Here is a 21,299-nt window from a genome sequence, read left to right on the forward strand (position 1 = left end):
CGAAGATAAGACCAAAGTCTGTTTGGAGGCATCTTGACCGCACCCGATTTCCCCGTAGATGAAACTGAACGCCTGCTGGCGTTGCAACACACCAGGCTTCTCGATTCGCCCCCGGAAGAACGCTTTGACCGCATCACCCGGCTCGCCGCACATGTATTCGGCGTGCAGATCTGCCTGGTATCCCTGGTTGACAGCGACCGTCAATGGTTCAAATCCCGGGTGGGGCTGGAAGAGAAACAGCTCGGCCGGGACATTTCCTTCTGTGGCCACGCCATTCTGGGCAAGGATATTCTTGTTGTTGCTGACGCGACCCGGGATGCGCGCTTTTCCCATAACCCCCTGGTAACCGCTGAACCCTACATTCGTTTTTATGCCGGAGCGCCACTTCACGAGCCTGGGGGGCAACCTATTGGCACTCTGTGCCTGATCGACTCATCCATCCGTGAGTTCAGCCCTGAACAGAAGCACCTGTTACGTGAATTTGCTGGCATGGTTGAGCATGAAATCGCGGCGGTTGATCAGTCTGAGTTTCAACGCAAACTGACCGCCAGCATGAGCAGGATGTCGTCGATTATCGCAACACTGCCCGATATGGTCTTTGTGATCGATCGACACTTTCGCATTCTGGTATGCGCCGAGCATCCCGACCTGCCGCTCCCTCGCCACAGGATTCTGGGCAGGAGCCTGGAAGAGGTACTACCCGAGGAGCTGAGCAGAAAAGTCATTGCCCAGATCGAGCAGGCGTTCAATTCGAACGAACTGGTACAGCTTCACTACAGCCTTGCTGCTACCGACCAGTCCTTCGAAGCCAGGGCCAGGAAAATCGACCGCAAGGAAGTCCTGGTCATTGTTCGCAACACCACAGAACAGACCCGCATCAATGCGCAACTACTACGCCTTTCCGAAGTCGCCAGACAAACCACCAATGGCGTGATTATCACTGATACCGACGGCCTGGTGGTGTGGATCAATGAAGCCCTCACCGCCATTTCCGGCTACCGCATGGAGGAGATTGCGGCCAAGCGGCCCGGGGAACTACTGCAGGGTGAGGGCACGGACCCAGATACCGTAAGAATCATGGCCAAGGCCTTGGCCACAAACAAGGGCTTTAACGTCGATGTGCTGAATTACTCCAAGAAAGGGAAAGCCTACTGGACAAGAATCGCCTGCAATCCCCTGCGGGACGATTCAGGCGAGCTGATAGGCTTTATTTCGATCCAGTCTGACGTCACCCGGGAAAAGCAGGATGCAGATCTAATCAGTCGTAACGAGGGTCTGCTCAAAGCGGTTATTGATGCCAACACAATTGGTACCTGGCAACTGAACCTGCAAACCCGGGAGCTGCAGATCAATGACAAATGGGCAGCGCTTCTCGGGTACCGACGTGCCGAGCTGCTGCCTACCAACCAAAGCACCTGGGAAAATCTAACTCATGCAGACGACCTGGCCTATTGCCTGACCCAGATTCAAAAACACGTCACTGGACAAGTGCCCAATTACGAAGCCAACGTGCGGATGAAACACAAGAGCGGCTCCTGGGTCTGGATCAATACCCGGGGGCGTATGACGTCTCGCACCCCCGACGGCAAGCCTGAATGGCTTCTGGGTACGCACTTTGATATCAGCGCCCAGATCCAGGCTGAAAACACGCTGATCGAACAATCCAAACAAATGCAGGCCATTGTCGACAACATGCTCGACGGGGTTATCAGTATTGATGGCAAGGGTGTGGTCCTGACATTCAATCATGCCGCGGAACAGATTTTTGGTTACAGCGGTGAAGAGGTTGTAGGACACAACGTCAGCCTCTTGATGGGCTCGCCCCACCGCGAGAATCACGATACCTACCTGGCCAACTATCTCGAGACCGGTACCGGAAATGTTGTCGGTCGCAAGCGCGAGCTTGATGCAAGACACAAGAGTGGGACCGCCTTTCCGATCGAACTGGGCCTGGCCGAGGTGCACCAGGAAAGGGGTGTCAACTTTATTGGCATAGTCAGGGACATCACCCAGCGCAAGAAGGCTGAAGACGAAGTCCGTCAACTCGCGTTCTATGATCCCCTGACAACTTTGCCCAACCGTCGGCTGTTGATGGATAGGCTGCAGCAGGTACTCGCCAACTGCGGACGGCAGCATAGGCATGCCGCGCTGCTGTTTCTGGACATGGACAATTTCAAGGACCTGAATGACAGCTCCGGACACCGCAAGGGCGATGAGCTGCTCTGCCAGGTAGCCCAGCGCCTCATCAAATGTGTGCGTCAGAGCGATACTGTATCGCGACTCGGGGGGGACGAATTTGTTGTCGTGATAGAGGATCTCAGTATCGATGACCACGAGGCAGCCAACCAGGCGGAAGCGGCGGCCGAAAAGATTGTTGCGCAATTGAGCCTGGGATTTGATCTGGGTGGACTGGCGTACAACGGATCGGCGAGCATCGGCGTCACCATGTTCAACGACACCCGCTATTGTGCATCGGATTTGCTGAAACAGGCCGACATGGCTATGTACAAGGCTAAAGCGGCAGGCCGCAACGGAATCCGTTTCTTTGATCCGCAAATGCAGGTAGCCGTGAGTCTGCGCGCCTCACTTGAACAGGACCTGCACGACGCCATACGCCTCAAGCAGTTCGTGCTTTTTTACCAGAAGCAGGTCGATCTGCGCGGAGAGATTATTGGGGTTGAAGTGTTGCTGCGCTGGATTCACCCGACCAAAGGTCTTGTATCACCCGCCCAGTTTATCCCACTGGCAGAGGAATCCGGGCTGATCATACCCATCGGCAAGTGGGCCTTGCACGCCGCATGCGAGACGCTCGCCCAGTGGGCATGTGAACCGGCAAAGTCGCATCTGACCATCGCAGTCAACATCAGCGTGGTGCAGTTCAGGGAAAAGAACATTGTTCTGACCGTACTAGATGCACTGGCATCCACCGGCGCCCCCGCTCAAAGGCTGAAGCTGGAAATTACCGAGTCTCTGCTGGCCAGTAATTTTCAAGAAGTGAAAACCAAAATGCTCGAACTGCAGCAGCACGGTATCTCTTTCTCGATCGACGACTTCGGGACGGGATATTCCTCGCTGCTATATTTGAAACAGCTGCCGCTCAATCAGTTGAAAATTGATCAGAGTTTTGTTCAGGACATCCTTTCCAGCCCCAATGATCGAGCCATAGCGCAAGCCATAATTACGCTCGCAGCTGCCATGAAACTGAACGTGATTGCCGAAGGTGTAGAAACGCAAGAGCAGCGGGCTTTACTCGAACTGCTCGGTTGCGAGGCATACCAAGGCTACCTCTACGGAAAGCCGTGTGCGCTCGAGGAGCTGTTCCTGTAAAGATGGGGCGGCGGGCAAGTACTGCTGGAAAAGAGGGCGTTGGCAAACACCGCCGACGCCCTGCCCCGTAAACGCTATCAGGCCTTGTCGATGCCGTCCTTGATAGCGTCCTTGACATCACCTTTCAGGTTTTGAGCCTTGCCTTTGACTTCCTGGGCTGCGCCTTCGGTTTCAAGGCGGTCGTTACCGACAGATTTGCCGACAGCCTGCTTGCCCTTGCCAACGACTTCGTTGGCTGTGCCCTTGATCTTGTCCGTAGTGCTGGTCATGGTGTTACTCCTGGCGAGTGATCGGAATTCGACCTCACCCAGTTCAGACACCCAAGCATGACAACAGTTCAATCGCCGACCCCGCCGCGATATGCCAAAAAAGCGATCCTGTGCCCTATTCTTGCCTCGATCATTCGATAAACCAACGGGCAAAGCATTGCGTATAAACTAGCGTCATCACCCTTCATTTCGGCCAAGGATCCAACGCATGTCCGCTCCCAATGTTAACCGTCTCAATATTGTCCGGGCCGCGGCAATGCTGTTTCGCAAGAAGGGTTATTCCAAAACTGGGCTGAATGAAATCCTTGCCGAGAGCAAAGCACCCAAAGGCTCGCTTTATTACTACTTTCCCCAAGGCAAGGAGCAACTCGGCGAAGAGGCGCTGCGATACTCCGCGCAACTGGCGGTCCGCGCTCTGGAAGAGCTACGCACTGCAAACACCACCGCTCCGGACCTGCTAAAAGCCTTTGCCGCGCGTCTTTGCGAATGGATGGAGCAGTCTGCATTCCGCGACGGCTGTCCGATGGCCACCACTATTCTCGAAACAGTCCCTCAATCGTCCGCTCTCAGTATTGCCGCGCAGGACGGATTCAGCGCCTGGTGCCAGATATTCGAGGACCTGCTGCTCAACGACGGAGCAGCACCGGATGCTGCTCGGCGTCTGGCCAGTCTGACCATAGCCGCTCTCGAGGGCTCGTTGATCCAGGCCAGAGTGGAGCAGAGCCGTAGGCCCGTCATCGAGGCCGCGGAAGAAATTGCCGCACTGATGGTGCTGCGTTCCAAGCCTGCCTGATTGATTGCCCTCTGCTGAGCGTCTTCAGATTGCTTATTCAAGTAAAGCTTGTTAATTATAACAACTGGTCTATATATAAAAGCAGCCATAACCATTGAGGGTCAGCCATGGATAGCCACAAACCCCTACCCGCCGGATTTTCCCGCCATGACCGCCGCAGCGGTTTGACCGACCCGTGGGAACCCCTGTATGCCAAAGCATCGGCGAGCAGCTTCGCCCTCGGGTTATTTGCCGACTCACCCCATGTGAATAGTCGCGGCTTTGTACATGGAGGCCTGATGTCGGCCCTGGCGGACAACGCCATGGGACTGAGCTGCGCGCGCCAGATCGACAATATCGGCGGGTTGGTAACCGTCAGTCTGAATATCGACTATCTGGGCACAGCGCGCACCGGTGAGTGGCTGGAAGTCTGCGCAGAGCCCTCGCGCATCGGTCAATCCCTGTGCTTTGCGGAGGCGAAAATATTCTCCGATGGCAAGCTATGCGCAACGGCCAAAGCAGTATTCAAGGCATCACTACGAAACGACAATCGGGAGAACAGCGCATGAGTGATGCAGATGAGCTACTTGGCAAGATCCAGGCTATATCCCGTCTTGCCGAATTCAATAGCTGGCTGGCGCTGGAGGTTATCTCCGCGATTCCTGGTGAGGTAGAACTGGCGATGCAGTGGAAAAAGGAGATGGGGCAATACAGTGGCTTTTTGCATGCCGGTATCCAGGGAGCCTTGATCGATACCGCGTGCGGATTCGCGGCGGCGACGCTCAGCGGTAATGTTCTGGCGTCCCAGTTCACCGTGCGCTGCCTGCGTCCGGCAACCGGGCAGACTTTCAGGGTTGCTGCTCGGGTAGTCAAACCGGGCCGCCAGCAGATTTTCAGTACCGCGGAGCTGTTCGCCACCCACGACGGTGTTGAAAAACTTGTAGCTACCGGCGATGCCCTGCTGGTCCCGGTACAAACCTGAGCCACAGCTGGACACCTGGCCTCAGTGGCGCTGTTCGAAAGTCACATCAAAGCCCCGGGCATCCAGCTGGGTTATTTCGATGGGTCTGCCGGCCTGATCCATTCGCACCAAACCGATACCACTGCCGTTCCACAACCTTTCGCCGGCCTTGGCGCGGTCGGGATCCCGAGGGGTAACACGCATGCTGCGACGTTTGGTCAGCCAGTTGAGTGGAGACCAGGGGGCATAGAGCCAGCGATTGAGGCGATCGAACCAGTTCAGCAGGCTTTCCGGGAAGGTGTTTTTCAGGCCGCTGCTGGTGATCTGCCAGATACGCGGCCGGCGGTCACGATCACGATCGCGAATAGTGAGATCATAGGCGAAGGAGTAATGCACATCGCCGGACAGCACGACGAAGTTCCCCGGGGTGCGTGAGTGGCGAAAGATATTCAGCATGACACTGGCCGCGCCGCGATGGGCCATCCAGTTCTCGGCATCAACCAGCAGGGGCTTGCCTGCCAAGGTGAAGAGCTTCTGTATACCCTCGATCAACTTGACACCAAACATGGGCGCCGCTGTGACGATCACTACAGCCTCCTTGTCCAGCAGCATCTGCTGCATCTCGCTCAGCGCTTCCCAGTCCATCAGGCCCGAGGGGTGGCCGGGGCGGCGAGCATTGCGCCAGCGCCGGGTGCGCGTATCCAGTACCAGCAAATGCGGCGTGCCCGCCACTTCATAACCCCAGCACTGGCAACCAAGAGACTGTTCGATTGAGGCATCCTGCGCCGCCGCATCGAGCCAGCCACTCTCGCTGGCGTTATCCAGCAACCGGGCAAGGGACTGCAGCGGCTCGCGCAATTGATCCGGATCATTGCCCCAGCCCTGACACGCAAGATAAGCCAGCAAAGCGTTTCCGATAATGCGCCGGGAAAAGGGATGCCCGTAAGCGGTGCTCTCCCACTCGGCGGTAAGATTCCAGTCGTCGGTAACGTCGTGATCGTCGAATATCATCAGGCTCGGCAAATGCGCCAGCACCCGGGCTACCTGTGGCAGGCCGCTGACAAAGTCGTCAATGGCGATTTTTTCGCGCTCGTAGTTCTCTGCCTGGTCCGCCTCCAGCTCCGGCGCCTGTAACTCGACCAACCGCCAGGGTACCGGTGACCAGACCAGCAGATACATGGCGAACATCTCAGCCAGCGTCATCAGATGATTATGGGCATGGGCGGAGGTGAACACCGGTTTTTTCGCACCACCAAAAAAACGCTCCCTCAGCGGCGCATTCATCTGGATGTCGGGCAACAATTGCTCGCGCCGATAATAATTGTCCGCACTGTGATACAGCTGCTGACTGTCTGTAACGGTAGCGCCCTCGAGCTGCTCATCGAACAGGCCCAGGCGCTCGACCACCTGATGCACCGCGTGGAGCATCGGCCCGGCCACATCATCCACATACACCTGGTCACCACTCATCATCAACCAGGCGGGCCGCTTTTCGGGCTCATCCAGCCTTTCGGCGAGCCAGCTATCGGCGCGTACCAGGCCGTCGCCACAGGGAAAATGCGGCTTTCGACAGGAGCCATGCAGCAGTGTGCGATTAGTGGCCGCAATCATCAGTGAAGGCCGCTCTCGCCCCGCGTGCAACAGGTGGGGCAAAGCCTTGCCCAGATTTTGCTGTTCACTCGCTTCGCTCCAGGACAAGTCGTACTCAACCAGGGTATCGACCGGCAGGGGATCACCCAAAGTGATATCCAGAAGATGTACGAAGGCATATCGACCGATTGGCATTACCTGGCAGAGCGAACCGCCGGGCTCAATATGGATGTGCTCGTCGCCACCCTGGCGCTGTAAGGTCAGAACCAGGGGCAAAGGCTCCCGCGCCACCAGCCAGATAAGCAGGCGTGACGGTTCGAGTCTGCGGAGTATTGGGCCAGCGATGATGGCAGGCATGGATTGAAGGGCGTCTACGGGCATGGAGTCTCGGACTGGCATTGGCACCTTCGGTTCAACCGGGCGGAAACACAGAATATTACGCGGGGGCCACCGGCGCCACTTCGCAACTGTGTCGGCGCTTATGATCAGACAACACCATTGTTGTTGTCCGTTCCCAGCCAACTGCCACGCAGCTAGCCTGCATGCCTTGCATTCCCAGTCTGCTCAGGAGAGACCCGCCATGTTCGATCGTCACTACAACGTATGGCCCGATCAGGTACCGCATTTTCTCGAACTGCCCAAGACCAGCCTCTACAGCAATCTGACTGTCTCGGCATTGCGCTACCCGGACCATCCGGCGATCCTCTATTACGGCAGTGCGCTCAGCTATGCCGAGCTGGAACGCCAGGCCGAGGCGCTGGCCGGCTACCTGCAGCAGGCCGGAGTCAAATCGGGCGATCGCGTGCTGCTATATATGCAGAACAGTCCGCAGTTCGTGATCGGTTTCTACGCCATTCTGCGCGCCAACGCCGTGGTGGTGCCGGTCAACCCGATGAACCGTAAGGCCGAACTGGAATATCTGATCGCCGATACGCAAGCCTCAGTGGCACTGAGTGGCCTCGAGTTGCTGGATAATTTTGAAGGTCTGATTGGCGCGGATTCGTTACAGGAGGTCATTGTCTCTGCCTACGGCGAGTACGTTACCGAGCCGACCAACCTGGATCTGCCCGACGCGGTATTGCTCCAAGGCCCGATTCCCGCACGGCCGGGTGTAAGCAGTTGGCAGGATGCACTGGCAGCCGCACACCGGCCAGGCGCCCTGACCGCCGGACCGGACGACAACTGCGTGATCCCCTACAGCTCTGGCACCACGGGCAATCCAAAAGGCTGCGTGCACACCCACCACAGCGCCATGGCCACCACGGTTTACTGTTCTGTATGGGGCAACGCCCAGCACGACAGCGTGCAACTGGTATCAGTGCCGATGTTCCACGTGACAGGCATGCAAGTGTGCATGAACGGTGCGATCTACATTGGTGGCACCCAGGTGGTCATGACCCGCTGGGATCGCAAGGTGGCGGCGCAACTGATTCAGGATCATGGCATTACCGGCTGGCGCAACATTTCCACCATGGTCGTCGACCTGCTCTCCGAACCGACCATCGACGATTACGATCTGAGCAGCCTGAAGGGGATCGGTGGCGGTGGTGCAGCCATGCCCGCTGCGGTCGCCGCCAAGCTGGAGGCCAAAACTGGCCTGCAGTACGCCGAAGGCTACGGCCTGTCAGAAACCATCAGCGCCACCCACATGAATCCTCCCCAGGCACCCAAGCCGCAATGCCTGGGCATACCCATTATCGGGGTGGACTCGCGCATCATTGACGTCGACAACCTGCAGGAGGTCGGCGTGGGCAAGACCGGCGAAATTGTCATGCGCGGCGAACAGGTTTTTGGCGGCTACTGGCGGCGTGAAGAAGCCACTGCCGCCGCATTCGTCGAACTGGACGGCAAACGTTTCTTTCGCTCTGGCGACATCGGCTATTACGACGAGGATGGCTATTTCTATCTGGTCGATCGCGTCAAGCGGATGATCAACGCCTCCGGCTTCAAGGTTTGGCCGGCAGAGGTCGAGTCGCTGCTCTATGGTCATCCCGCGATTCAGGAGGTATGCATCATTTCGTCTCCGGACGAGCGGCGGGGCGAGACTGCCAAGGCTGTGGTGGTGCGTGCTGCCGGACACGAGACGGTAGGTGCTGAAGAAATCATGGCCTGGTGTCAGCAAAACATGTCCGCCTACAAATGCCCCAAGCAGATTGCTTTTGTCGACAGCCTGCCCAAATCACCCACCGGCAAAATTCTCTGGCGCGCGCTGCAGGAAGAGGAGTGGGCTGGGCACAGTTGAACGGAGCTGACCTCGAGAACTGGCGGTGCCAATGGTTGCCGCGGGGATAAAAGTGAACGGGCCGCTGCGCAGCCTGTCACTATGAGCATCCTTGCACCGCACACGTTCCGATGGAGCTGCCATGAGCGAACAATCGACAAAAACCCTGCTGATACTCGGCGGGACGGGATTGGTAGGCAGCATGCTGATCGAGCAGGCTCTGGCTGATCCACAGGTATTGCGGGTCATTGCGCCCACGCGCCGCCCCCTGAAGATCAGTGATCGCTTGCTCAACCCTCTGGTGGACTTCGACGAGCTTCCCCGCAATGCAACCTGGTGGCGAGTTGATGCAGTGCTCTGCGCCCTGGGAACCACTCGCAGCCAGGCCGGCTCACGCGAGAAGTTCTATCGTGTTGACCACGATTATGTATTACAGGCGGCCACGCTTGCGCAGCAAGCCGGGACACCGGTATTCGTGCTCAATTCGTCGATGGGGGCAGAGCCTCTTTCACGCTCACTTTATCTGCGTACCAAAGGCCAGATCGAGAAGGATCTGGAAACCCTGGGTTTCAGCTCCCTGACCCACGTGCGACCCTCACTGCTTGCAGGCGGCGTGCGCCCCGAGTTCAGGTTGGGCGAAAGTATCGGTCTGTGGCTGGCGCGGCTGCTGCAACCGGTTATCCCCGCGCGTTACCAGGCGGTGCAGGCCAGCGACGTGGCAGCGGTCATGCTGGCTGCCGCAGTGGAACCCCGCCCCGGCACGAGTATCGTCCAGTCGGACCAGATCAAATGTCACCATAGTGCGAAAGACACCTGAGCGTCTGTGCGAAAAGCCGCATCCACAAGCTCACTTCCTTATAATGGCACATTGCCTTACCCTGACCAGATGAGCAGCCAGCTATACTGAAGCACAAAGCCTGCAGCTGACCGAGTACCCATATGATCGATTACAGTAAAAAACGCTTCCTGGTAGTAGATGACTTCTCCGAGTTTCGCACCTCGGTGACCGGGATGCTGCGGCTGATGGCAGTAAAGCAAGTCGATGCCGCAGCGCGGGGTGAAGACGCCATCGCCATGTGCCGTAATACACGCTACGACGTGATTCTGCATGACTACAACCTGGGCGCTGGCAAGAACGGCCAACAGGTACTCGAGGAGTTGCATCATGCGGGCCTGATCAGTCCGCACTGTATTTTCGTGATGTGTACTGCCGAGAGCAGCCAGGCCATGGTAATGAGTGCCCTGGAGTGTGAGCCTGACGCCTACCTGACCAAACCGTTCAACCGCGCCAGTCTCCAGCAAAGACTGGATAAGCTGGTGGAGCGGAAGCTGGCCCTCAAACCCATCCTCGATGCCCAGGTAAAGAATGACCAGCAAGCCGTGCTGGCTGCCTGTGACCAGGTTATGGCTGCCAACAAACGCTTCGCTCCACAATGTCTGCGGCATAAAGCCGGCGCACTCAAAGCGCTGGGCAAGCATGCCGAGCTCGAAGCGCTGCTCAATGAACTTATTGCGGATCGTCCTCTACCCTGGGCCCTGATCATGCTGGGCAATCATTGGCTGGCCATCGGCGAGCTGGATAAGGCAGAGTCACTATTTACCTCCTCAATCAGCCAGTTCCCGATGTTGCCTGCCCTCTTCGATGGCCTGGCTGCGGTTCACGCAGCCCGCGGCGCGTCCGCAAAGGCTCAGGAATATCTTGAGCAGGGATTGCGCATTTCGCCCAACAGCCTGCAGCGCCAGCATGAGCTGGGCAGGCTCGCACGGGCCAATGGCGATTACGACAAGGCCATTCGCGCATTCCGCCAGGCCGTCGATCTGGGTCGCAATTCGCAGTTCCGCAACCCTGACGATCATCTAGGCCTGGCCTCCAGTTTGAACGAGCAGGCTGGAGACGAGGCGCCAAGCCCAAAGGCGCTACTTGAAATTCGCCAGACCCTGGGCGATCTGGGTAAAGCCTGGAAAGACGACCCCAAGGTCACTATTCGCGGCAATCTGGTGCACGCCAGCGCTGTAGCCAAAACTGGCGATCAGGCCGCAGCAGATAAACTGGTGGCTGAAGCCAGCGTTAGAATGGCTGATCTGCCCAATTTCTTTACTGCGCAAATAGCCCTGGAGGTGGCTGCGCAAATGCAGCATCTGGGGCATGCCGACAAAGCCGAGAGCGTACTGGCTACCTGTGCGGAAATGTACGGCGACGATGCCAGGATCATGGAAGCGATCGCCAGTCAGACCAGCAATCCCGAAATACTCAATGCCGGGCTCCAGGCCCAGACTCTCAACAGGGAAGGCATCAAGGCATACCAGCAACAACAGTTTCCCCAGGCACTTGATCTGTTTCGTCAGGCCCGGGACCTGCAACCGCGCAATATCAGTTTTGCGCTCAACACCGCACAGTCGGTATTGCGGTTGCTGCTAGCCGAGCCGAGCGCAGATCTCAAGGATGAATGCCTGCAATGTCTGGCGCAGGTCAGCAATATTCCCGCTACGGACTCACGCTATCCCCGTTATGAAAAACTCTGCAAGACGGTGGCAGGCCTGTGAGCGACGAGCAGCAGAAGCAGCAATCTGATCCGGAGGCGCCGGGAGGCCTGGATTTCTCCACGGTGATTGCGTCCACTGTGCACGACATGAAGAACTCGCTGGGACTGCTGATGCAAGCCTACGAAAGATGGTCCAGCGCACTGCCCCCCGAGCTGAGCGAAACCGCAGAGCGCGGAATGATCGAATATGAGTCCATGCGCCTGAACGGCATGCTGGTACAAATGCTGGGGCTCTACAAGCTGGGGGTCAATCAATTGCCCATGCGGCCGAACTGGCTCGAGGTGGAGGACTTTCTACAGGAACAACTAGCCCGCCACGATGAAATTCTGCGCTCCCGGCATATAGAGGGTTCCTACGAGGTCGAGGAAGACGGGCTAATGGCCTTTCTCGATACCGAGCTGGTCGGGTCCGTGGTCGGTAACGTGATCAACAACTCGATCCGTTATGCGCGCTCCGCCATCCAGCTGAAAGCCTGGGTCGCGGATAGCCAACTGGTCATAGCCATAAGCGATGATGGTCAGGGCTACCCGCCAAGCATGATCGAAAATCAATCAGAGTACGTGCTGGGCATCAACATGAGTACCGGCAGTACCGGATTGGGCCTGTATTTTGGGCAACGTATTGCGGAGCTGCACCACCGCGATGAGGTAAAGGGCCACATCGAACTGCGTAACGACGGCCCCTTGGGCGGAGGTGAATTCCGCATCTATCTGCCCTGACCGCAGACGTCCGTTCAGCGAGGCATCATCCGCACGCCCTCGATTTCCACCAGAGGCTGCGGCCGCCCCAGGTGATAGCCCTGAGCGTAATCCACACCCAGCTCTTTCAGGCAGGTAAGAATACCCTCGCTTTCGACAAACTCGGCCACCGTCAGCAAGCCCATCTCATGACCAATGGTATTGATCGCCGACACCATGGCCCGCGCTATCGGATCAGACTCGATATCCTTGACGAATACGCCGTCGATTTTCAGAAAATCCACCGGCAGGGTTTTCAGATAGGCGAACGACGACAATCCCGAACCAAAATCATCCAATGCGAACCGGCAACCGATGGATTTGAGGCGCTGCATGAAAATCACTGCCCGACTCAGATTGGCTATCGCGCTGGTTTCGGTCACCTCGAAACAGATGCACTCCGTTGGCACCCGGTGTCTGGCAAGCGTTTCCAGCACGAACTCGAGAAAACTGTCCTCTCCCAGGGAAGCGGCCGACAGATTGATCGAATAGTTTCCCGGATTATCCGGATGCCGCCGTGAATAATCGCCCACCCAGGCAAGGAAATTACCAATCACCCAGCGGTCAATCGCTGTCGCCAGGGCGTAACGCTCAGCTGCAGGCATGAACGCGCCCGGCGGAATCACGTTACCGTCATCACCCAACAGCCGCACCAGCACTTCATAACTGGGGCTGGTCGAATGCCCGGCCACCTGCATGATTGGCTGCACGTAGAGGCGCAACAGGTCCTCGTCCAGTGCCTGTCGTATCCGGTTTACCCATTGCATCTCGCCGCGACGCTCAAGCAGTTGCTCATCATCGGCCTGATAGATATGGATACGATTACGTCCTGCATCCTTGGCCGCATAACAGGCGCTGTCGGCTGCGCTAAGAAGTCTGCCGAGGGTTTCCCCGGGAGCAATCTGTACCAGACCGATACTTACCCCGATGGCGAATGCCTTGCCCTCCCAGCTGAAGCGGAATTCTTCCACCTGAGAGCGGATACCATCAACGATGGGCAGCGCCTCTTCCAGGGGGCAGCCAGCCAACAGGAGACCAAACTCGTCACCACCCAGGCGGGCCAGGATGTCACTACTGCGAATGCGCGCCTGGAAGATCTTGCTGAGTTGGCGCAGCAGCTCATCCCCCGCCGCATGACCGCATGTATCGTTGACGATCTTGAACTGATCAAGGTCCATGTAACACAACACCTGCTCACCCCGTTCGCTGGCGGGCAACGCCAGGGCAGCAGCCAGTCGTCGCTCAAACTCGGCTCGGTTGGCCAGGCCGGTAAGCGTGTCATGGGCTGCCTGATGGGATAACTCGCGGGCCAGACGGCGATTGACAGTCACATCACGAAAAGTCAGCACGGCGCCGATAATACGGCTCTCGGCATCGCGTATGGGCGCTACCGCATCCTGGATCGCCACATCGCTTCCATCACGGCGTCGCAGCGTGACACTCGCTCCATCCACAGATGCCAGCGGCTGTCTGTAGCGCCTCAACAACGCAGTAACGGGATTGCCAAGGGCCGTGCCGCTGGCCTCATCATACAATCGGTACACTTCTTCAAGGGGCCGGCCAGTGGCCTGACCGTGCTCCCAGCCAGTGAGCTTTTCCGCTACGGGATTGATGTACCGGATGCGACTATCAGGCCCCGTAGTGATCACGCCATCACCAATCGACGCCAGGGTCACCTGCGCGAGCATCTTCTCCTGATGCAACTGCTGTTCGATCCGCCGACGCTCGGTGATGTCGCGAATCATGCAGGTTACCGCTCGGTCATCAAAGGCGCCCCGGCTCACGGTCAGCTCTGCCACAAACTGTTCATGTCCGTTACGGCTGAAGAGAACCTCCTGCTTGAGCTCCCCCCCGCGTTCCGGTTTCGGCAAGCCTGGCCAGTTATCCTCTGCCACGAGCCGATGCAGCGGTTGGCCGAGCAAGTCGACCGAGGAGAGCCCGAAAAGCCTTTCGGCCCCCGGGTTACAGCTGGCCAGAACACCTTCGGGTGAGCAGGTGACGATACCGTCACGAATATCCCGGATGATCGACTGGGTAGTACCCACGGCACTTTGTAGCGCTCGTATGACCTTGTTGTACTGGCTGGCAATCTGACCTACTTCGGTGAACGGCTCAACCGGCACCTCGCGGGCAAAGTGTCCATCGTGCTGGTGCGTCGCCATGGCCTCCAGTAGTTCAATCAACTCGGTACGCGCACCGTGCTCCGAGACGTTCAGACCTACGCGCTCTTCCTCGGGCGTCACCCGCAGGGGCAGCCATCGATTGATCAGCTTGAGCACGATCCAGGTCAGGCCGAAAGCCCAGAGGCCCGCGACTATGACACCCTGGCCCTGCACCAGTAACTGCTCCCAGCGGCTCAATCCGGTGCCCAGCAGCTGCATATCGGCAAACAGTGCCACTGCAAGGGTCCCCCAGATGCCGCTGGCGAGGTGAACCGGCACCGCACCAACCGCATCATCGATACGCAGACGGAACAGCAGGCGGTCGGCCAGATACATGATGAAGCTACCGATCAGGCCAATTATCAGCGCTGATCCGGCGTCAACCACATGGGCGCTGGCTGTCACAGCAACCATGCCGGAGATCAGGCCATTGAGCGGATAAACGGGGTCCACCAGCCGCCAGCGCAGCCAGGAGAGCAACATACCTCCGAGAATGCCCGCCACCCCCGCCAGCACCGTGTTGGCAATTATGCCCGGCACGCTGTGATCAAAACTGAAGGTGCTGCCACCGTTGAATCCGAACCAACCGAACAGCAACAGCAAGGCACCCAGCATCGCCAGGGGCAAGTTCGAACCGGGCAGGCTGCGACCGTTACGATCCACGTCGAAGCGACCTTCCCGCGGGCCCAGTACCAGAACCACTGCCAGCGCAATCCAGCCGCCCACCCCATGAACAACAGTAGCGCCGGCAAAATCCACAAACCCCTTTTCGGCAAGCCAGCCCAGCCCCTCACTGAAGGTGCCGGCCCAGGCCCAATGGCCGTAAAGGGGGTAGATCAGACCCGCCGCCAGGGCAGTCACTATCAGATAGGCACTGAAGCGCATGCGCTCGGCTGCAGCTCCGGAAACAATGGTTGCCGCCGTGGTACAAAACATCGCCTGGAAGAGAAAGAAGGCCGAATGCCAGGTATCGGTGAATGGCAACATGGTAAAGCCACCACCAATCCAGCCCTGCTGGCTCGCACCAAACATCAGGCCAAAGCCAAACAGCCAGTACAGCAGGATTGCCACGCTCAGATCGGCCATGTTCTTGACCGCCACGTTGATCGCGTTCTTGCTGCGCGTCAGACCGGCCTCAAGGCACAGAAAGCCCAGCTGCATGTTGAAAACCAGCCCGGCACAGAGGACTACCCAGAGTACGTCCAGCATTTCTAGCGGCATCGCGGCACCTGCAAGCCAAACCAGCTATGGCACTTTGATGGCGCATTGTCGTCCTGAACGCACCAATCAAGCGCATGATTGATGCGCCAGACGGCGCATCGGCTCGATACAGTGCAGAAGAATGCAGAATATGTACCACTTTGGCCGGGCAGCAGAACGCCACCCGGCCTGAGGGAAAGAAGAACGAATCAGTCGGCGACGTGGACCAGTTGCTTGCCGAAGTTCTTACCCTTGAGCATGCCCTTGAATGCGTCAACCGCATTGTCCAGACCCTCGGCAACCGTCTCGCTGTATTTGAGCTTGCCGGAGGCAATCTGCTCAGCCAGGTGAGCCGTGACTTCCTGGTGCTGGTCCTGCCACTCGGTGACCAGGAAGAAGCGGTGCTCGGGCTTGTTCTCGCCCATGGCGCCGAACACATGGAAGGGCGTCTCGACCTTGCTGGCATCTTCGGCGTTATAAGCTGAAACGTAACCGCAGACCGGTACCCGTGAGCCCTTGTTCAGCAGCTTGGCTACCGCACGGGTGACTTCGCCGCCAACGTTTTCGAAATACACATCGATACCGTCCGGGCAGGCGGCCTTCAGATCCGCTTCCAGGTTACCGGCCTTGTAGTCCACGCAGGCATCAAAGCCCAGCTCTTCAACCACGTACCGGCATTTCTTCTCGCCACCGGCGACGCCGACGACGCGACAACCCATCTGTTTAGCCGTCTGGCCAACTACAGTGCCTACAGGCCCGGATGCGGCGGAGACAACAACAGTTTCGCCCGCCTTGGGCTTGCCGACATTGGTCAGGCCGCAGTAACCGGTGCGACCGGGCATGCCCGCCACGCCCAGATAGGCCTGCAGAGGCACACCCTGGTCCTTGATCTTGTAAACCATTGGCGCGTCGCCGGGAATGATTGAATACTCCTGCCAGCCCGAGTAACTGGTGACAACGTCACCCACTGCATAATTGGGGGACTTGGACTCGACAACACGGCCAACGCTTTCACCCACGATAGGTGCACCGATTTCAATCGGATCCATATAGCCCTTGCTGTCGTTCATGCGCGGGCGCATGTAAGGGTCAAGAGACAGCCACAGTGTCTTGAGCAGGACTTCACCGTCCTTCAGATCACGCACCGGCTCTTCGCGGATTACCAGATCATCATCGGCAATTTCACCTTGGGGGCGCTTGTTGAGTACTACTTTGCGATTGGTGTAGGCAGTCATGAAAGGCCTCGAATTGACATAAACAGAAAAGGGCACGATAAGCCCAGACGGCACGATAATAGACCAGCATGTGCGGATGTCACGGCTGCAAGGGTACTATTCATCGGGCTGATTTCGGACTAGTTGGCAGCCCGAAACAAAAGCCAGGCCGCGGGGTTATTGTTCGTCGCAGGCAACCAGCTGGTTACGACCACCGTCCTTACCGCGATAAAGCCTGCGATCAGCTGCGCGATATAACGCCAGCAAACTGTCTCCATCCACGGGCCACTGGGCAAGGCCGAAGGTGGCGGACAGTGCGATGTGATGGTTTTCGTGTACGAGGTAACTGTCAGCAATTCGTTCACGCAGGCCTTCCACCAATTGGATGGCCGCTTCGATTTCGGTGTTGCCAAGCACGATGCCGAACTCTTCGCCGCCCAACCGGCCGATGAAATCAGTTGCGCGCAGACGGCCTGCCAAACAGGAACAGATATGCCGCAGCGCCGCGTCTCCCGCATCGTGCCCCCAGCGATCATTGACCTCCTTGAACAGGTCAACATCCAGAACAACCAGCACAAAGGGCGCCTGAGTTCGCCTGGACGCCAGAATACTGCGCTCGAGATAGGCCTGAAAATGACCGCGATTGGCCACCCCGGTCAAGGCATCGGTTTCGGCCATACTCTGCAGGGCACGCTGGGCCGCAGCACGACGGCTCTCGTATAGATGAACGAAAACCAGCACCAGAAAACCACACAGCAGCGCATTGCCCAGATCGATCCAGCCCAGCGGAGTGTCCGGCATGCCATAGCGCACCAGATAAGCCAGCGTAACCAGCAGCATCACCGGCACAGCCAGCACGAAACCCGCTCTGCGTCCGAGCAACAGATAGGACAGAATCGGCACCAGATAAACCCAGACAAAAGCGGTGATCGACGCTCCCGGCATGATCACGATGTAAACGAGAAAGCAGAACAGCGGCACAAGGTAGACATAGACCCACAGGACCACATTGCGCGCGCGAGAAATGCGTCTGGCCGCCCAGAGCAATGCCAGCGCCGCTAACAGCTCGACCCCGGCAAGCAGATAATGGCTTTGAAAAAGCTGCAACAGAGAAAAGAGGCCGAGCGTGAAGCCGGTTGTGGAAAATGTCAGCCGCAACAGGGAGCGCTGATCCGCGTCGGCCAGACCACTGGTTTCCAACAGCTGTCCATTTGCACCAGGGGGGTCAATTAACCCTTGCATAGATCCTTTCCACTTTTCCAGGCTTTCTGTTTCACCTGAGTGTAGCAGCGCGCATCGGGCTTCATAGACGAATCAGACAGCGTCGAAAGCAGCTATGTGCTCATCCTTGAGGCGGACATAATTCCCCGCCGTGTAGGTAAAGAAGCTCAATTCCTTTTCAGTAAGAGGTCGAATCTGCTTTGCCGGGCTACCCATGTACAGATACCCGGATTCCAGGGTGCGCTGGGCAGGCACCAGACTCCCTGCGCCAAGAATGACCTCGTCTTGAATTACGGCACCATCCATGACGATACTGCCCATCCCGATCAATACCCGGCTACCGACGCTGCAACCGTGCAGCAATACCTTGTGGCCTACCGTCACGTCATCACCAATCTGCAGCGGGTAGCCGTCGGGGTTGAAGGGGCCTGCGTGGGTGATGTGCAGCACGCTGCCATCCTGGATGCTGGTTCGCGCGCCAATACGTATACGATGCATGTCGCCGCGGATGACGGTCTGCGGCCAAACGGAACAGTTGTCACCCAGTTCAACATCGCCGATGACCACCGCAGTCGGGTCGATGAATACCGCCTGGCCGAAAACCGGCTGCTTGCCGCGGAAAGGGCGTATCTTCATGGTTTGATCTCCATTGGGGAAAGCTCTTGATACTATTAATAAAAATGACTGGCCGTGCGTAAGCACGGGATGTCTCATATCATGATAGCCATTGACTCAAGACGCACCCAACAGGATACCCAACATCATGTCCAATCCTCTGCTGCAATCCTACGACCTGCCGCCCTTCAGCAGCATCCGTGCCGAGCACGTGAAGCCTGCCATCGAGCAGGTACTGGCCGACAGCCGGGCCCAGCTCGCCAGTCTTCTGGACAACCCACCGGAGAAATGGACCTGGGCAAACCTGATCGAACCTCTCGATGAGATGGGCGAGAAAATGTCTCGCGCCTGGTCCCCGGTCAGCCACCTGAATGCGGTGATGAACACGCCGGAACTACGTGACGCCTATAACAGTTGCCTGCCACTGCTGAGCGAGTTCAGCACCGAACTGGGACAGAACCAGAAGCTCTTCGAAGCTTACCGGCAATTGGCTGACAGCGCAGACTTTGCCGCGCTGGACCAGGCGCAACAGACCATCATCGAGCACGCCCTGCGCGACTTCAGGTTGTCCGGCATCGCGTTACCAGCGGCCCAACAAAAGCGCTATGGCGAGCTGCAGTTACGCCTGTCCGACCTGCAAAGCCGTTTTTCCAATCAGGTGATGGATGCCACCCAGGCCTGGAGCCGGCATATTACCGATGCCAGTATACTCGGCGGCCTGCCCGAGTCGGCTATGGCTCAGGCACGTCAGACAGCACAGAGCAAAGAGCTGGAGGGCTGGCTTATCAACCTGGAGTTCCCCAGCTACTACGCGGTAATGACCTATGCCCACGACCGCGCCCTGCGCGAAGAGGTATATACCGCTTACAGCACACGTGCCTCCGACCAGGGACCCCATGCCGGCGAAAACGATAACGGCCCGCTGATCGACGAGATTCTTGCCCTGCGCCAGGAACTGGCCGAGCTCCTTGGCTACGCCAATTACGCAGAGTTGTCCCTGGCGACCAAGATGGCCGAGAACACCGATCAGGTTGTTGGCTTTTTGCGCGATCTGGGCCACCGCAGCAAGCCCTTTGCCGAGCAGGACTTGCAGGCATTGCGCGATTTCGCCGCTGAAAACGGCTGTCCTGACTTGCAGAGTTGGGATGTCGGCTATTACAGCGAGCAGTTGCGTCAGCATCGCTACGCAATTTCCCAGGAAGAGCTCAAGCCCTACTTCCCGATCGACCAGGTGCTGCAGGGCATGTTCGGTGTAGTAGCAAAACTGTATGGCATCGAGCTGCGCGAAACACAGGATTTTGATCGCTGGCACCCCGATGCACGGCTATTTGAAGTGATCGAGCAAGGCGAGGTAACCGGCCGGTTCTTCCTCGACCTGTATGCGCGCAGTCATAAGCGCGGCGGGGCCTGGATGGACGGTTGTCGCGACCGCCGCCGCCTGCCCGGCGGCGCACTGCAGCGTCCGATCGCCTATCTGGTATGCAATTTTACTCCGCCAGTCGGTACTGCCGCCGTGGGCGGAAAGCCGGCGCTACTGACCCACGATGAGGTCACCACGCTGTTCCACGAGTTCGGTCATGGTCTGCATCATCTGCTGACGCAGGTCGACTACCCAGCCGCATCGGGTATCAATGGCGTGGCCTGGGACGCCGTCGAGCTGCCAAGCCAGTTCATGGAAAACTGGTGCTGGGAGCCGGAAGGTCTGGCATTGATTTCCGGACACTACGAAACAGGTTCCCCGTTGCCACAGGATCTGCTCGACAAGATGCTTGCCGCACGCAACTTTCAATCCGGCCTGGGTATGCTGCGCCAGATCGAGTTCTCGCTATTCGACTTCCTTTTACATCGTCGTGACGATCCGGAGCTGGGCGTGCAACAGGTGCTCGACAAGGTGCGTGACGAAGTTGCCGTATTCCGCCCACCAGCATTCAACCGGTTCCAGAACGGCTTTAGCCACGTCTTCGCCGGTGGCTACGCCGCGGGCTATTACAGCTACAAGTGGGCGGAGGTGCTTTCGGCCGATGCGTTTTCGCGCTTCGAAGAGGAGGGCGTACTCAATACCGATACCGGCCGGGCTTTCCGCGACAATATTCTCGCCCGCGGTGGCAGCCGCGAACCGATGGAGCTGTTCGTCGCGTTTCGCGGTCGCGAACCGACAATCGATGCGCTGCTGCGCCACAGCGGTCTGACCGGGAAGGCAGCATGAACGAGCAGCCGGTAATCAAGCGTTTTATCGCGGGCGCGGTATGTCCCGCCTGCACCGAGATGGATACCATCCGGACCTTCGATGAGGACGGCAGGCCGGCGCGTGAATGTGTCAGTTGTGGCTATGCCGATACCCTGGACGAGCGCGGCAATGCAGTGCCGCGCGAGGTACCCACCCGGGTCAACAAAGCCAAACCCACGCCGGAGAAAAAGGTGCAAACGGTACAGTTTTTCCCCAATCCGAAGCTGAAAAAGAAATAG

Annotated in this window: 16 protein-coding genes; 10 read left to right on the forward strand and 6 right to left on the reverse strand. The window is 58.0% G+C overall.

The annotated features are described in order from the left end of the window. Positions 1 to 33 precede the first annotated feature (33 nt). A complete protein-coding gene (locus IEV54_RS05310) occupies positions 34 to 3,327 on the forward strand; it encodes a bifunctional diguanylate cyclase/phosphodiesterase (protein WP_150276299.1) in 3,294 nt (1,097 codons plus the stop codon). A 77-nt stretch (positions 3,328 to 3,404) separates the two neighbouring features. Here the strand turns inward: IEV54_RS05310 and IEV54_RS05315 are convergent, their stop codons facing one another. Next, positions 3,405 to 3,596, reverse strand: a complete 192-nt coding sequence (locus IEV54_RS05315; protein ID WP_150276300.1) for a CsbD family protein — start codon at positions 3,594 to 3,596, stop codon at positions 3,405 to 3,407. A gap of 208 nt (positions 3,597 to 3,804) precedes the next feature. Here IEV54_RS05315 and IEV54_RS05320 point away from each other — a divergent pair, with 208 nt between their 5' ends. From IEV54_RS05320 to IEV54_RS05330, 3 genes are all read left to right on the forward strand, one after another. Beyond that, the gene (locus IEV54_RS05320; RefSeq protein ID WP_150276301.1) at positions 3,805 to 4,389 is read left to right on the forward strand and encodes a TetR/AcrR family transcriptional regulator; all 585 of its coding nucleotides are present in this window, start codon (positions 3,805 to 3,807) and stop codon (positions 4,387 to 4,389) included. A 107-nt stretch (positions 4,390 to 4,496) separates the two neighbouring features. Then, positions 4,497 to 4,937 (forward strand): PaaI family thioesterase, encoded by a 441-nt coding sequence (locus IEV54_RS05325; protein WP_150276302.1) that lies wholly within the window; start codon positions 4,497 to 4,499, stop codon positions 4,935 to 4,937. After that, positions 4,934 to 5,350, forward strand: a complete 417-nt coding sequence (locus IEV54_RS05330; protein ID WP_150276303.1) for a PaaI family thioesterase — start codon at positions 4,934 to 4,936, stop codon at positions 5,348 to 5,350. The genes IEV54_RS05325 and IEV54_RS05330 overlap by 4 nt, the downstream gene beginning before the upstream one ends. 21 nt (positions 5,351 to 5,371) lie before the next feature. On the opposite strand, the gene IEV54_RS05335 is transcribed toward IEV54_RS05330, so the two are convergent. Further along, positions 5,372 to 7,300 (reverse strand): metallophosphoesterase family protein, encoded by a 1,929-nt coding sequence (locus tag IEV54_RS05335; protein WP_229734525.1) that lies wholly within the window; start codon positions 7,298 to 7,300, stop codon positions 5,372 to 5,374. 199 nt (positions 7,301 to 7,499) lie between these two features. On the opposite strand from IEV54_RS05335, the gene IEV54_RS05340 reads away from it, so the two are divergent. The 4 genes from IEV54_RS05340 to IEV54_RS05355 all read left to right on the forward strand — a co-directional run bounded on the left by IEV54_RS05340 (position 7,500) and on the right by IEV54_RS05355 (position 12,403). Further along, positions 7,500 to 9,161: a long-chain-fatty-acid--CoA ligase gene (locus IEV54_RS05340; RefSeq protein ID WP_150276304.1), complete on the forward strand. Its 1,662-nt coding sequence runs from the start codon at positions 7,500 to 7,502 to the stop codon at positions 9,159 to 9,161. Positions 9,162 to 9,282: 121 nt separating this feature from the next. Next, on the forward strand, positions 9,283 to 9,957 hold the full coding sequence (locus IEV54_RS05345) for an NAD(P)H-binding protein (RefSeq protein ID WP_150276305.1): 675 nt from the start codon (positions 9,283 to 9,285) through the stop codon (positions 9,955 to 9,957). Positions 9,958 to 10,079: 122 nt separating this feature from the next. Further along, positions 10,080 to 11,684: a tetratricopeptide repeat-containing response regulator gene (locus tag IEV54_RS05350; RefSeq protein ID WP_150276306.1), complete on the forward strand. Its 1,605-nt coding sequence runs from the start codon at positions 10,080 to 10,082 to the stop codon at positions 11,682 to 11,684. 86 nt (positions 11,685 to 11,770) lie between these two features. Next, a complete protein-coding gene (locus tag IEV54_RS05355) occupies positions 11,771 to 12,403 on the forward strand; it encodes a sensor histidine kinase (protein WP_150276707.1) in 633 nt (210 codons plus the stop codon). Between the two features lie 14 nt (positions 12,404 to 12,417). On the opposite strand, the gene amt is transcribed toward IEV54_RS05355, so the two are convergent. The 4 genes from amt to IEV54_RS05375 all read right to left on the reverse strand — a co-directional run bounded on the left by amt (position 12,418) and on the right by IEV54_RS05375 (position 18,854). Then, the gene (gene amt / locus IEV54_RS05360; RefSeq protein ID WP_150276307.1) at positions 12,418 to 15,804 is read right to left on the reverse strand and encodes an ammonium transporter; all 3,387 of its coding nucleotides are present in this window, start codon (positions 15,802 to 15,804) and stop codon (positions 12,418 to 12,420) included. A 188-nt stretch (positions 15,805 to 15,992) separates the two neighbouring features. Continuing rightward, positions 15,993 to 17,018 carry an NADP-dependent oxidoreductase gene (locus IEV54_RS05365; protein WP_150276308.1) on the reverse strand — a complete coding sequence of 342 codons (1,026 nt, stop codon included), beginning with the start codon at positions 17,016 to 17,018 and terminating at the stop codon, positions 15,993 to 15,995. 156 nt (positions 17,019 to 17,174) lie between these two features. Beyond that, complete coding sequence (locus tag IEV54_RS05370; protein WP_150276309.1) at positions 17,175 to 18,239, reverse strand: GGDEF domain-containing protein; 1,065 nt, start codon at positions 18,237 to 18,239, stop codon at positions 17,175 to 17,177. A gap of 72 nt (positions 18,240 to 18,311) precedes the next feature. Further along, complete coding sequence (locus tag IEV54_RS05375; RefSeq protein ID WP_150276310.1) at positions 18,312 to 18,854, reverse strand: gamma carbonic anhydrase family protein; 543 nt, start codon at positions 18,852 to 18,854, stop codon at positions 18,312 to 18,314. Positions 18,855 to 18,978: 124 nt separating this feature from the next. On the opposite strand from IEV54_RS05375, the gene prlC reads away from it, so the two are divergent. After that, positions 18,979 to 21,039 (forward strand): oligopeptidase A, encoded by a 2,061-nt coding sequence (prlC, locus tag IEV54_RS05380; RefSeq protein ID WP_373286426.1) that lies wholly within the window; start codon positions 18,979 to 18,981, stop codon positions 21,037 to 21,039. After that, a complete protein-coding gene (locus tag IEV54_RS05385) occupies positions 21,036 to 21,299 on the forward strand; it encodes a YheV family putative zinc ribbon protein (protein ID WP_150276312.1) in 264 nt (87 codons plus the stop codon). The genes prlC and IEV54_RS05385 overlap by 4 nt, the downstream gene beginning before the upstream one ends.

The organism is Halopseudomonas salina, assembly GCF_014637955.1.
GTDB lineage: Bacteria > Pseudomonadota > Gammaproteobacteria > Pseudomonadales > Pseudomonadaceae > Halopseudomonas > Halopseudomonas salina.